General features: G+C 42.0%; 13 protein-coding genes. 7 read left to right on the forward strand and 6 right to left on the reverse strand.

The window, feature by feature from the left end; translation table 11 throughout:
* Positions 1-13: 13 nt before the first annotated feature.
* Complete coding sequence (locus ACIQ0C_RS13010; RefSeq protein ID WP_403060424.1) at positions 14-1,006, reverse strand: NADPH:quinone oxidoreductase family protein; 993 nt, start codon at positions 1,004-1,006, stop codon at positions 14-16.
* 162 nt (positions 1,007-1,168) lie between these two features.
* Between ACIQ0C_RS13010 and ACIQ0C_RS13015 the strand changes: the two genes are divergently transcribed.
* On the forward strand, positions 1,169-1,609 hold the full coding sequence (locus ACIQ0C_RS13015; RefSeq protein WP_192206864.1) for a peptidylprolyl isomerase: 441 nt from the start codon (positions 1,169-1,171) through the stop codon (positions 1,607-1,609).
* A gap of 74 nt (positions 1,610-1,683) precedes the next feature.
* Here the strand turns inward: ACIQ0C_RS13015 and ACIQ0C_RS13020 are convergent, their stop codons facing one another.
* Positions 1,684-2,622 carry an oxidoreductase gene (locus ACIQ0C_RS13020; RefSeq protein ID WP_403060427.1) on the reverse strand — a complete coding sequence of 313 codons (939 nt, stop codon included), beginning with the start codon at positions 2,620-2,622 and terminating at the stop codon, positions 1,684-1,686.
* 109 nt (positions 2,623-2,731) lie between these two features.
* Positions 2,732-3,502, reverse strand: coding sequence for a sulfite exporter TauE/SafE family protein (locus ACIQ0C_RS13025; protein WP_402836254.1), 771 nt, complete (start codon positions 3,500-3,502; stop codon positions 2,732-2,734).
* Positions 3,503-3,717: 215 nt separating this feature from the next.
* Between ACIQ0C_RS13025 and ACIQ0C_RS13030 the strand changes: the two genes are divergently transcribed.
* On the forward strand, positions 3,718-4,500 hold the full coding sequence (locus tag ACIQ0C_RS13030) for a TrmB family transcriptional regulator (RefSeq protein ID WP_403060430.1): 783 nt from the start codon (positions 3,718-3,720) through the stop codon (positions 4,498-4,500).
* A gap of 63 nt (positions 4,501-4,563) precedes the next feature.
* Here the strand turns inward: ACIQ0C_RS13030 and ACIQ0C_RS13035 are convergent, their stop codons facing one another.
* A complete protein-coding gene (locus ACIQ0C_RS13035) occupies positions 4,564-4,917 on the reverse strand; it encodes a hypothetical protein (protein ID WP_402836258.1) in 354 nt (117 codons plus the stop codon).
* Between the two features lie 122 nt (positions 4,918-5,039).
* On the opposite strand from ACIQ0C_RS13035, the gene nagZ reads away from it, so the two are divergent.
* Positions 5,040-6,335, forward strand: coding sequence for a beta-N-acetylhexosaminidase (gene nagZ / locus ACIQ0C_RS13040; protein ID WP_403060433.1), 1,296 nt, complete (start codon positions 5,040-5,042; stop codon positions 6,333-6,335).
* 91 nt (positions 6,336-6,426) lie between these two features.
* Positions 6,427-6,615: a hypothetical protein gene (locus ACIQ0C_RS13045; protein WP_034310424.1), complete on the forward strand. Its 189-nt coding sequence runs from the start codon at positions 6,427-6,429 to the stop codon at positions 6,613-6,615.
* A gap of 331 nt (positions 6,616-6,946) precedes the next feature.
* Here ACIQ0C_RS13045 and ACIQ0C_RS13050 read toward each other — a convergent pair whose 3' ends face one another.
* Together ACIQ0C_RS13050 and ACIQ0C_RS13055 are read right to left on the reverse strand one after the other, a co-directional pair.
* A complete protein-coding gene (locus ACIQ0C_RS13050; RefSeq protein WP_034310428.1) occupies positions 6,947-7,348 on the reverse strand; it encodes an SET domain-containing protein in 402 nt (133 codons plus the stop codon).
* Positions 7,349-7,637: 289 nt separating this feature from the next.
* On the reverse strand, positions 7,638-9,281 hold the full coding sequence (locus ACIQ0C_RS13055) for a M4 family metallopeptidase (protein WP_403060436.1): 1,644 nt from the start codon (positions 9,279-9,281) through the stop codon (positions 7,638-7,640).
* A 424-nt stretch (positions 9,282-9,705) separates the two neighbouring features.
* On the opposite strand from ACIQ0C_RS13055, the gene ACIQ0C_RS13060 reads away from it, so the two are divergent.
* The 3 genes from ACIQ0C_RS13060 to ACIQ0C_RS13070 all read left to right on the forward strand — a co-directional run bounded on the left by ACIQ0C_RS13060 (position 9,706) and on the right by ACIQ0C_RS13070 (position 13,332).
* Positions 9,706-11,187, forward strand: a complete 1,482-nt coding sequence (locus ACIQ0C_RS13060; protein WP_402836264.1) for an amino acid permease — start codon at positions 9,706-9,708, stop codon at positions 11,185-11,187.
* A gap of 243 nt (positions 11,188-11,430) precedes the next feature.
* Positions 11,431-12,531 carry a CaiB/BaiF CoA transferase family protein gene (locus ACIQ0C_RS13065; protein WP_403060439.1) on the forward strand — a complete coding sequence of 367 codons (1,101 nt, stop codon included), beginning with the start codon at positions 11,431-11,433 and terminating at the stop codon, positions 12,529-12,531.
* A gap of 276 nt (positions 12,532-12,807) precedes the next feature.
* Positions 12,808-13,332, forward strand: a complete 525-nt coding sequence (locus ACIQ0C_RS13070; protein ID WP_403060442.1) for a hypothetical protein — start codon at positions 12,808-12,810, stop codon at positions 13,330-13,332.
* Positions 13,333-13,437: the final 105 nt, after the last annotated feature.

A 13,437-nucleotide genomic window follows, 5' to 3' on the forward strand; every position in this document is an offset into this window, starting at 1 on the left:
GTCACTTTTTGGGTTATAGCTTAACGATCGTCCTGCCTCTAGCTTCCCCTTTTAATAGGGTAGGAAGGACGTCAGGCAATTCTTCAATTGTAATTTCCTGTTGAACGAGCTGTTCCAAGTGCTCTAGTTTAAAGTCGGTGGCAAGGCGGTGCCAAACTTTCAATCTTGTATCCATCGGGCAATTGACCGAATCGATCCCAAGTAAATTAACACCTCTTAGGATGAATGGAAAGACGGTGGCAGGAAGGCTTGTCCCAGCTGTCAATCCACTGACCGCCACAGCTCCGCCATACTTGATTTGGCTAAGGACCGAAGCTAACGGTTCACCGCCGACTGGATCTACCGCCCCGCTCCACTTCTGTTTGCCCAGAGCCCGCAGCTTGCCATCATATACATCTTCACGCGATACAATGGTCGCCGCGCCGATTTCCTTCAAGTATCCATGTTCCGATTCTTTTCCTGTACTCGCCTCAACGGAATAGCCAAGTTTGGAAAGGATCGAGACGGCAAAACTGCCGACCCCGCCAGTTGCACCAGTGACGAGAACGCTCCCTTGCCCAGGTGTGAGGTTATTTTCTTCCAGTCGCAGTACCGATAGTGCTGCAGTGAAACCGGCCGTTCCGATGATCATCGCCTCTTTCATTGTAAGGCCATCAGGAAGCGGGACGATCCAATCTGCAGGAACACGGGCAAATTGACTATAGCCCCCTGATTGGGAAACGCCAATCCCGTAGGAGGTCGCAATGACTTCGTCCCCTTCTTTAAAGCGGGAATCCTCAGATGAAACGACAACACCAGCCATATCAATTCCCGGAACGATCGGATAGCTGCTGACAATGTTTCCATTTGGAGTTGCTGCAAGGCTATCTTTATAGTTCACACCGGAATAATGAACACGGATGAGCACTTCGCCTTGAGGTAGATCATCAAGTGATAGTTTCTGAATGTTAACGGTGAATTGATCATCTTGCTTGTTCACGACTAACGCATCGAATTGCTGTATCATGGTTCGTTCCCCCTTATAATAATGAATCTACCCCATTATAAAAGAAAAAATATTGGAATGTATAATGATACAATTCGAAATAAGTAGCGCTTGCTTTTCTTTCTGCGTATAAAAATGGTACTATTAGATTTGATTAAGTTCATATTGAAGGAGATGTTTAACATGGCTAAAAAAGGATACATACTTATGGAAAATGGAGAAAAAATCGAATTCGACCTTTTCCCGAACGAAGCACCGAACACAGTGGCTAACTTCGAAAACTTGGCAAACACAGGATTTTATAATGGCGTAGTCTTTCACCGTGTAATCCCTGGTTTCGTAAGCCAAGGCGGAGATCCAACAGGTACAGGCGCAGGCGGAAGCGGCAAGCAAATCAAATGTGAAACAGAAGGAAACCCTCATAAACATGAGGCAGGAAGCCTATCTATGGCACATGCTGGAAAAGACACAGGCTCAAGCCAATTCTTCATCGTGCATGAACCACAACCGCATCTTAACGGTGTTCACACAGTATTCGGTAAAGTGACATCTGGACTTGAAACAGCCAAAGCCATGAAAAATGGCGACAAAATGGAAAAAGTCGAAGTTTTTGACGCTGAATGATGGAAGCGAAAAGAGGGGGCATTATGCTCCCTCTTTCTTTTTGCACTTCATGCGAAGACAGGGGAAATATAAAGTCATTTTGGCGTAATGCTTTCAGTGAAACGATATTTGACCTCTGTCAAGGTTTCTGAAAGATCCCATAATCTTTTCGAAGTTTCTTCATTATATAAGGTATCGATGATCTCGTCTTTTCTGGGAAAGCCTTTTCTGCTCTTCTTTCCATCGGGTCCGATATACTCCCCGCCTGTCAATGCAGGTTCCGTTGCGGCATAAAGGGTGGGCAATGCCCCCATACTTGCCGGCTGGGTGATGGTTTTGGAAAGAAAGTGCACGAATCTATTTATGGGTTTGCCAGAACCGCGTGACATGAGATTAGTATGGGAAAGGCCCGGATGACAGGCAACACTGATCGGGGTTGCGCCATGCTGGTTGAATTTATTCTGTAATTCGCGGGCGAAGAGTAGATTGGCCAGCTTGCTTTGCCCATAGTATTTCATTGGTTTATAACCGTTTTCACCATTTAGATTGTCGAAGTCTATATATCCATTGATGGCGGCCAAGCTGCTCAATGTGACCACACGCGATTTTGGCGTAGAAAGGATACGCGGAAGAAGGAGGCCTGTCAAAGCAAAATGACCGAGGTGATTGCTGCCGAATTGCAGCTCGAAGCCATCCTTCGTCTTACTGTAGGGCGGAATCATCACACCTGCGTTATTGATGAGGACGGAGAGAGATTCATAGTTTTCCTGAAAAGAATCGGCAAATTGCCGAATGCTGCTTAAATCACTTAAATCCAGCTGCATCACACGTACATTTGCCTTAGGATGGACCGATAAAATTCTATCGACCGCCTTTTCACCCTTTGAAGCATTCCGGACCGCAAGGATGATTTCTGCCCCCTTACCGGCCAGTGCAAAAGCCGTTTCGAAGCCAAGCCCACTATTGGCACCAGTAATCACAATGGTTTTCCCCGATACATCTGCCATTTCTTCGCCATTCCACTTTTCAATCATCCAATCACACCTTTCCACACAGTCTATATCTATCATATACCCAAATAATCCCCATATGTCACATTCTGTGTGGAGAACACAATGTGCTGTAGTCTATTTTTTAAAAAGATTAGCCGTCCATTAAGTAATCCATTATATTTTTCATGATCAGAATGACGGTTACGATGATAAATAATACTCTTACATATGCCACTCCTTTCTTAATGGCAAATTTAGAACCGGCCAACGCTCCTGCTATCATGGAGATCCCCATTGGAATTCCATAGGAAAAGTTAACGGTATCAAGGAATATGAACATCATGAGTGCTGCCAAATTACTTCCGAAGTTCAAAAATTTTGCATTTCCTGCAGAGTGCAAAAAATCAAAGCCGATCATTAAAAAGGCAAACAAAATGAAAGATCCCGTTCCAGCGCCCAAAAACCCATCATAAAAACCAATGGCAAATATAGCGAACGCAAATAGTGCAGCCTTTTTCCATGTGAGTTTATGGTAATTCGATTTCTGGCCCCAGTCCTTTTTAAAAAAGGTATAAATGGCAATAGCTATTAATAGGACCAAGATCATTGGCTTTAATAATTCAGGAGAGACGAAATTGACAACCCAAGCTCCTAGCAGGGAACCTATGAAAATCAATGGGAAAAGTTTGGAAACCAATTTGAAATCAACCTTACCTGAGCGAATGAAGGCAATGGTACTTGTTAAAGACCCCATGGAACTTGCTAACTTATTCGTCGCGATCGCTGCTGACGGGGAAAGTCCTGAAAATAATAAAGCGGGTATCGAGATCAGGCCACCGCCGCCGACCACGGAATCGATGAATGCTGCCAAAAACCCGAAAATCATCAGCAGCAAAAGTGTTGAAATATGTATATCTTCCATCCAAGAAGCCTCCTTATCAATGGCATTATGGCTGAAATGCTTGTTTTGCTGAAGCCATAACCCAAGTTTTCATATTAGTCACTATTTAGATAGTAACTAATATGAACTGTCCTGTAAATAAGAATATTCGAGTCATACCGTTTGAAATCGAATAGATTTCGATAAGAGATTTGGTATGATAGGCATATAACTTACTAAAAGCACTAGGAGGTACTATGCAAGATATCATTCAAAAACTACAGTCTCTCGGGTTTAGTCAATATGAAGCAAAGGCTTATGTTTCTTTGGTTCGCCAAGGCCCAACCAGTGCCTATCAAGTAAGCAAGGAATCAGGAATTCCAAGGGCCCGAATCTATGAAATATTAAATGGACTGCAAGAAGAAGGAATCGTCTTAAAAGAGGAAATCAATGACTCGATAAAATATTCGCCGCTTCCAGTCGATGTTTTTTTGGAATCGGTTCAATCAAAATGGAACAATACCTATCAATCCATCAGCCATACACTAAAACAATTCGAGAAAATCGAACCGATGTCCGACAATCGTGTAATGACACTTAAAGGTGAAGGGCACATCCTATCCTTCTGCCGTACTTTGATTCACAAAGCCGAGAAAAGGGTGGTGGTTTCCTTATGGGACGAGATGTATGGAAAACTTGAACAAGAGCTAAAAGGGGTCGCCGCGCATTGCACACTCAAGGGGATTGCATTTCAGGTTGAAAACCCATTATCAGGTATAGATATACATCGCAAAACAAGCTATGTGGAAAATATCGGAGAAAACAAATGGTTCATCTTATCCATTGATGGCAAGGAGACGATTTACGGCCCTTCCCCCGAAACGAGAGAAACGGCGTTCTACACAGATGATCCCATTCATATCAATTTTCTCGAAAACTACATTTGGCATGATATCCTCGTTAACCGCTTGGTTAAAAAGGATGAGGAAGGTGCCGAGAAATGGATTTCAAGTGAAAGAGACCGTTTTTTCTCCCTATAAGATGAAAAAAAGCTGATAACCCCATATGCAGGGGGTATCGGCTTTTTGGTTTTTGTACCAGAGTCATTCGGATAAAAGGGTTTTAGGAAATCTAATGGCCGTGGGCAAGCTGGATTTATCTCGATAAGACCTGTAAGACACAATCGTATGATTATGCGCTTGAACATCCAACTGGAGAATCTGTGAGCTTTTCATTTCCAAATAGTACGTGACGTCTTCTTTTTGTAAATGATAAAAAGAAAAAGGGATCCCTAAAAGGTTTTTCCTGATTAGTTTTGTTTCGGGCTGATTGATGATGTGTTCACTCAATTCCGCTATCGTAACTGAAGTTGTTCCCGTTATGGCTGTTATTTTTTCTTTTGCATAATCGACTGCATGGCTGAAGGTGACGGCAATATTCTTCAAGATTCCGTTCATGGGGGCATCTCCTTTGAATTAGGCTATGTATGTAGTATGGTACTCGGCTAATGCTTTATGCAAAAAAATCCGCAATGATGATATAGAATTGTCACTTTATGAACATGATTAAGAAGTGTGCAATGAAATCAATAAAAGGGCAATCAAGAAAGGACAGAGAAAATGTCAATGAAGGTCAAAGCATGAAGAATAAAAAAATATATATGGGCCTGCTTTTCATCGCAATCCTCGCTTTTTCAGCAGTGTTCATTCAGTTGAATATGGATGTGAATTCCAGGGCGGAAAAAGAGGAGGACGCCGATGCGGATAGTCATGAGAAAATAGAGAAATTGCTGAAAAAAATGACGCTTGAAGAAAAAATCGGACAGCTTATGATGGTCGGTTTCAAGGGAACTGAAAAGAGCGATGAAATTACGGAGCTCATCGAACAAAAACATATAGGAGGCGTCATTTATTTTGACCGTAATATGAAATCACCTAAACAAGTGGCCAGGTTATCCAATTCGCTTCAGCAAACGGCCGATCAAAGTACACATTCGCTACCATTGATGGTGGCCATCGATCAGGAAGGCGGGGACATCATGAGGATGAAGGAAAGGGTATCGCCCCTCCCTGCTCAACAGGATCTTGGGAAAAATGCCTCCATTGAAGACATGTACAAGGTGGCCAAGTTGAATGGGACAGAACTGGGCTCCATGGGGATTAACATTAATTTTGCCCCTGTACTTGATCTATCGAAAACGGATAAGCGTTCATTGGGGCAAGATCCGGAAATGGTCTATCAATACGGAAGGAAAGCCATTCAAGGCTTGAATGATGTTTCGATAACTGGTGCATTGAAGCACTTTCCGGGAAACGGACGCAGCGAAATCGATCCGCATGTCGAAACATCTTCCGTGGAGGCAAACCAACTAGATCTGGAAAATTCGGATATCTATCCTTTCAAGCAAATCATAAGTGAAATGGATAACCAAAAGTTTTTCGTAATGGTGACCCACATTAAATATCCAGCCTATGATAAAGAAAAACCTGCAAGCCTTTCTAAAATCATCATAGAAGACCTGCTTCGGGGGAAACTCAAATATGAAGGACTTGTCGTTACCGACGATTTGGAAATGGGAGCTGTGAACAAGTATTTCTCCTATGAAGAGATGGGGAAGCAGGCAATCCTTGCAGGAGCTGACTTATTACTTGTCTGTCATGAATATTCCCATGAGCTTGAGGTATATGACGGATTACTGCAAGCAGTAAAAGCAGGGGAAGTTCCAATGGATAGAATTAACGAGTCAGTGAAAAGAGTGCTGACATATAAACTTAACAACATGAAGAAAACGAAAGCTGATCCGGATCAAGCGGAAAAAGTGGTGAAAAATCCTGAAAGCATAAAGTTTATCGAAAGCCTGAGCGAGGATGAATAAAAGCGGGACCGCTCTTTCAAAAGGATGCTTTTGTTTAAATCAGCTGATAGAGGGAATACTATATATGACTAACTTGAAGGAGGAAACTAACATGCCATCAAACAAAATGCTTGGAACCGTCCTGATAGGAGCAGCTGCATTTTTAATGCGCAATAAGAAAACCCGTGAAAAAACCATGAGTCAAATAAGATCCCTAGCCACCCCAGAAACCATTGATAAGGTTAAGAGCCAATTCCAATCAATAACCAAAACTAAATCAAGTAACCCATCCGTACGTTAAGGTGAAATAAAACTTAGAGAAGAACCATTAATTTCCGTCGACTGTTTGCCAAGCCTCTTGGCTCAAATGGAGTCTCGGTTGGCAGGAGTGATGCGAATTTCTCCAAACTAGAGAGTGTAATAAATCATGGTTCGGGATGTGAGCATTCGATTCAAAAAGCCCCATTAAGTTATTCTTAATGGGGCTTTTTTTATTGCTTAACATTCTCTTAGTAAACCATTAACGATTAAAATCCCAGTGAATTCATGCCGTAAAAGGAAAAGCACTCGTTTATTTCGAAGACCATGGAAAGGTATTCAAAAGTACAAGTGCTTTCATGAAGGATCAATGATCATTCAGCTTCATCTTCGCCGTCATTTTCTTTATTGAACCAAAGCGGATCCTCATTATCGACTTCACCATTATAATTGATCAGGATTTCTTCTCCTGCCTTTATGTCGGTGTAAGCAAAGAAATCAAACGTATGATTCTTGAAGTTTATGTCATACGTAGCGTTGGGTGTATAAGAATGATTAAACAGCATGCCATAGCCTAAAAGCATGGCAGTATGGTTAATTCCATATTCAAACGCATAATCAGCCAGCAATGTTTTCTCTATGAAAACATGCTCCTCGTTCGGATATGCAATGACAGGTGCCTCATGCAAAAGCTCACCTTTTTTAATATCTCGTGTTGCGAATACGCCTCTATTGAACTCACCATCACTGAGTGTGGAAGTTTTAACTTCAATCATGTTCGTCACCTACTTGTTCTATTCAATATAGTCCAGATCATCTAAGCTTGACAGTTAATAAGAAGAAAAGCAACTATTTTACGGAATTAATCATTTTTAGCAAACGGCCCAGATTGTTTTTATTGAGGCTCTATCTGTGCCGTAGGACGGAATTCTTCACATGAAGGACGAAAAATGGTAACGAACGGCCGAAATGATCCTCGGAAGGTTGAAGTCATTACAATATATAAGAAAAAACACCTCCGCTAGAAGTGGAGCTAGGGAGGTGTTTGATATATAGGTAAATCTCTTAATTCACACCGACAGCTGTAAAGGCATTTTTGACAGCAGTGACTTCTGCACTGCTTGAACCGTATAAATCAGAGGCCGATTGTATGACCGCCGCTCTGGCTTGTGAAAAAGTCGACGAGGTAGTTAAATATGTTGTGTTTGCCCGGTAAAAGATCGTTCCTAGTTTATCGATGCCGATTCCGGATACAGTCACGCCATGGTGGGTTCCGCCTGCAGAGATTAAATAAGCTGCCTTATTAATGATTCCGCTGTTCGTGTGGACTCCGCCATTATCACCCGTTCCTGTATAACGGTTCGAATAATGGTCAGGGTCACCATTCAATGTAGGATTAGCCATCGAGCGGAGTGCATCACCGGGAATGTTAGGTGTGTAAATATCTTCCCCGACCAAATAATCGGCTTTGGCACTTTGATTCTTAAATTCTACAACGGTGCCAAAAATATCAGATATCGCTTCATTCAAAGCACCGGATTCATATTGATAGGTAAGATTCGATTCCGAGGAAGTAACGGCATGCGTCAGTTCATGTGCGACGACATCGAGCCCGCCGGACAATGGGATGAACGTCGTGCCATCTCCATCACCGTAAACCATTTGGGTGCCATCCCAGAAAGCATTATTGTATCTTGAGCCATAATGGACGGTTGATTTCAGGATGGTTCCATTACCATCATAGGAGTTCCTGCCAAATGTCGATTTGTAATAATCATAGGTTTTACCCGCATAATAATGGGCATCCACCGCAGCTTTATCGGCAGAAGCAGTAAAAGCATTTGTTGTGTTGGAAAAGAGTGTACCAGGCAATCTTGAACGGTTATTGGCATTATACGTGTAAATGCCTTTACCGCGTGTATTGTCTTGTAAGTAGTATTGACCGTTGGATAAGGTAGTGTTCAGCGACACGGTATTGTTTAAGACGCCCGTGCCCGTTCCGACGGAGTTGGTCCCCGTCACCTCATCTAGTGTATTATATTTATTCAGGATTTTACCCGTTTTGACTGAGATGAAATAATTATGATTTCCTGGTTCCGGACTTAAGAATTTCAAATTGACTTTATATACATAATCTGCCTTGCCTTCATTTGCGTAGACATATAGGTCAGATTCAGGTGATTGTTCGTAGGCAGGTGTGAACCCAAGATCGGCTTCAGCTATTTTGATAGCTTCGGATTCGCTGATGCCCTTTTTAGCCTTTTTCCCTAATTTCGTGTTTAGATTGGCTTCAACCGTACCGGACACGACAGTCAATACACCTTTAGCGTCAATCAATACTGCTTGTGTGGAATTCCATACAGGTACGCCTTTATAGGTTTGCTGTAATTTAAGGACGGTATTGCCTAGTTCATCCTTGCTTTCTTTCTCGATCGTGAAGGAGTCCTTCGCCTTTTGCTTTTCTAGCTTGTAAGACTTTTTGTTTTCATCAAAAAAGGTAAGAATGATTTCTTCTGCCGTTTGCTTTGATGGGTCCGTAAGTTTCCCAGACTTGTATTCTAGCGAATCCTTATGCTTATTATACTTCTCAACACTTAATACATTTTTTGCCGCTAAAGCTTCTTGATGGGGAATAGCAGAAAATAATAGACCGACGGATAGTGCAGTTCCTAAAAATACCTTACCTTTCAAAACACTCAACTCCTTCATGAGAATACCTCATTTTTACATCGTTTCATATTATTATCAAATGGAGAAAACTCGCAAAAAATATGACATTTAAAGGAATAAAATGGATAAAAATGGATTTTAATAGAAATATTCTTTGAATATATTCTTTTAGTAATATTTGGAATGTATTTAAATTAATCCAAATGAATAAAAGTGCAAAAAAACATGGCATAATGTGCAAAAAAACGTGGCGTAAAGTGCAAAAAAATTTGTCTATTGAAGGTATTTTTTAAAATAATTTGTGGAATATTGCGTTTTGTAAATCTGGCATGAAAATTGCATATATTCAGAAAAGGAATTCGAATTGTAAATTAGATCTATTTGAAAGTTTATGAAATAGGAAAATTTATTAAATGGATTTCCCCATATATGAAAGCGCTTATATAGAAAGGGATGAAAAATTATGATACCAAAACAAGAAAATGACATCTTGCAACCTCCACAGCAAGAAGAACAAGAATTAAAGCGCGGTTTAAAATCCCGCCATTTAACGATGATTTCCATTGGCGGCGCTATTGGCACCGGGCTGTTCCTCAGCAGCGGGGCAGCCATTCATACAGCTGGGCCAGGCGGCGCGCTACTTGCTTATGCCTTAGTTGGGGCAATGGTGTACTTTGTGATGACGAGTTTAGGGGAACTGGCAGCCTTTATGCCGACAAGCGGATCCTTCAGTACCTATGGATCTAAATTCGTCGATCCGGCATTTGGTTTTGCCTTGGGATGGACATATTGGTTCAATTGGTCGATGACGATAGCCGCAGAGTTGGCAGCCTCGACAATGATCATGAAATTCTGGTTTCCGAATAGTCCATCATTGTTATGGAGTTCATCATTCTTGGTGCTCATTTTCCTATTGAACTATTTATCCGTTAAAGGATATGGTGAAGGGGAATACTGGTTTTCCTTCATAAAAGTAACAGCGATCGTTATTTTTATAATCGTCGGACTGCTAATGATCGTCGGCATTATGGGTGGCGAAGCAGTTGGATTTAAAAACTTCACCGTCGATGACGCTCCTTTCCCGGGTGGATTCATGGGTGTCTTCATCGTTTTCATAGCGGCTGGCTTTTCTTTTCAAGGTACCGAAATTGTCGGTGTGGCTGCCGGGGAAAGTGAAGATCCTGCACGGAATATACCGAAGGCGATTAAAAGTGTCTTCTGGAGGATCTTGCTCTTTTACGTATTGGCAATCTTCGTAATAGGACTGCTTATCCCTTATACGAACCCAAGTTTACAAGGTGATAACGTCATGGTAAGCCCATTCACGCTCATCTTTGAAAAAGCTGGAGTGGCCTTTGCTGCTTCGCTTATGAATGCCGTCATTTTAACAGCGGTCTTATCTGCAGGTAACTCTAGTCTATATGCATCTACGCGTATGTTATATTCAATGGCAAAGGATGGGCAAGCACCTCGTTTGTTTGCAAAACTTAATAAACGCGGAGTACCGGTTGCAGGCATGATTTTGACATGTTCCATCGGCATGCTGGCCTTTTTAGCTTCCATATTCGGTGATGGTAAAGTGTATATTTGGTTAATGAATGCCATTGGAATTACAGGATTCATCTTTTGGCTGGGCATTTCCATCAGCCATTACCGTTTCCGGAAAGCATTCATCGCTCAAGGCCATTCATTGGAGAAGCTGCCATATAAGGCATTATGGTTCCCGATTGGACCGATCTTTGCCATTTTAATTGGCATGATCGTCATCCTGTCCCAAAATATCCAGGCCTTTTTCTCAGACCATATCGATTGGGGCAGTGTAATAGCTGCATACCTGGGAATCCCGCTTTTCCTTGGTCTATGGTTTGGTTATAAACTGGTAAGAAAGACCAAATTCGTTAAACTTGATGAAGTCGAATTTGACTTTGACAAAAAATATGAATGAACAAGCTTAAAGTAAAGCAGCCGGACAATTCAGTTTTAAATTGTCCGGCTTTTATTTGTTTTGTATAAGCTCATTATCAAAGGCTAGGAATCTGATTCCTAGCCTTTGATTTTTTGTCGAATGGAAATTTATACAAATATTGAGTGAGGTGTTATATGATAATCGTAAACTCTGCTAAATTGCATGTACAGAACGGCGGGAAAGCTTTTAATATTTCCAAGGGAAAGGGAAGGTGCACGGCTGATGACCTTATTGACTCATTTAAAAGTATTGGACTTTTCAACGTTACTGCCCGGCCCATTTGCCACTTTGATGCTAGCGGATTTAGGAGCGGATGTTTTGAAGGTGGAGAGGCCGGGAGCAAAGGATTCATGGGGTGTGAACCAATATCTTAACAGATCGAAGCAGTCGATCACACTGGATTTAAAACAATCCGAGTCAATCGAATCCGTAAAAAACCTAGTGACGGAATACGATATCGTCATTGAACAATTCCGTCCAGGTTTCATGGAACGCCTCGGACTGGGGTATGAGGCATTAAAATCGATCAATCCAAAGCTGATTTACTGTTCCATCACGGGCTTCGGCCAGACTGGTCCCTATAAAGACCGACCGGGACATGATATCAATTATATTTCGATTGCAGGCCTATCAGGCTATTCCGGTACGAAAAAGGCCGGCCCGGCAAAAAACGGAACCCAAATAGCAGATCTTGCCGGAGGCTCGCTGCATGCTGTCATCGGTATATTATCTGCAGTCATTCACAGGGAAAGAACAGGATTCGGCCAAGCCATCGACATCAGCATGACCGACTGCAGTTTTGCATTGAATGCCATATCCGCACCTTTGAATCTACAAGGGGGCCTTGAGCTTGAACCAGAAAAACTGATGTTGAACGGAGGGTCCTTTTATGACTTTTACGAAACGAAAGACGGACGCTATTTTTCGGTAGGAAGCCTTGAGCCCCCTTTTCGAAAAGCATTATGTGAAGCCATCGGTGCACCCGAATTATATGAATTGAGCATGAAAAGCGATGAAGAAAGCGGAATCAGGTTTAAAACGGCCGTCCGACTGGCTTTCCTCGAAAGGGATTTTCATGAATGGCAGAAGATATTCGCTGATTTCGAGGCATGTGCAGAACCAGTGCTGACCTTCACCGAAGCGGCCGAGCATCCCCAATTGAAGGCGAGGGGAATGATCGTCGAGGTACCTGACGGAAAAGGAAATGTCCAAAAGCAAATCGCCTGCCCGATCAAAACATCGGTTTTCACCCCTGAATATAAACATGCAGGCTTGAGGCCAGGACAAAACAACGCAGAAATTCTTCGAACCCCCAATCGCTAAATAAAGATGTAAAGGCTATCACTTTTCCGGGTTCTTTGGAAGGAGATAGCCTTTTTTGAATGCCGGAAAAGCAGGAGGAGGGTCAAATTAAGATGGAGTCCGGGGATATGTTGGAAACAGTCCAAATTAAGCAGAAGGAGAACGATTATCCTCTTATCACTTGTGGAAAGCAACATATTACCACTGTGAAAATTTACTAGTTATAACTAGTGTGGGCAGGGTATCAGAGTAGCATCCTGGTAAAGAAATGGCTCTGGTGAGGAGGGGTAGTTAAATATGTTTGGTCTCTCTGATATCATTAAATTTCTATTTTCCTTTTTTTTGATCATGCCGATCGTTACACTGATACATTTGAGCGGGCATATTTTCTTTGTTACGATCTTTGGGGGATCAGAAAAGAAAATCTTGATCGGTTGTGGTAATAAGCTTTTCGCCTTTCGGAACATAGAAGTGAGGAAATATTATTTCTGGAATGGGACTTGCGAGTTCAAGGGATTGAAACATGATAATCGATTGACGAATACGCTGATCTATTTAGGGGGGGCTATCTTTAATTTGATCAGCATGCTGATCATATATAGCTTAGTGTATCAGAATATCCTGGACAGCTCGGTAATCTGGTATCAATTTATCTATTTTTCATTCTATATTATGTTTTTCTCCTTGTTTCCTATGTATTTCTCGGACGGATCGCCTAGTGATGGGAAGGCTGCGGAATTGGCCTTGAGAAACAAGCTGGAAAATAGGGTGACGGATGATATATTTGTGAAGAAAATGGATGATGAAGATAGCTGCAAGTAAAAAGGGACGTGCAGGTGGCCGTTCTTTTTTTGTTTGCTTTCGGATTTTAAGTGTAAACCTAATCGGCACGCTTAAAGCCGATTAGGTTGTATGAATCCTGTAAAT

Source organism: Peribacillus sp. NPDC096448 (genome assembly GCF_044762675.1).
Classification (GTDB): Bacteria; Bacillota; Bacilli; order Bacillales; family DSM-1321; genus Peribacillus; species Peribacillus frigoritolerans_B.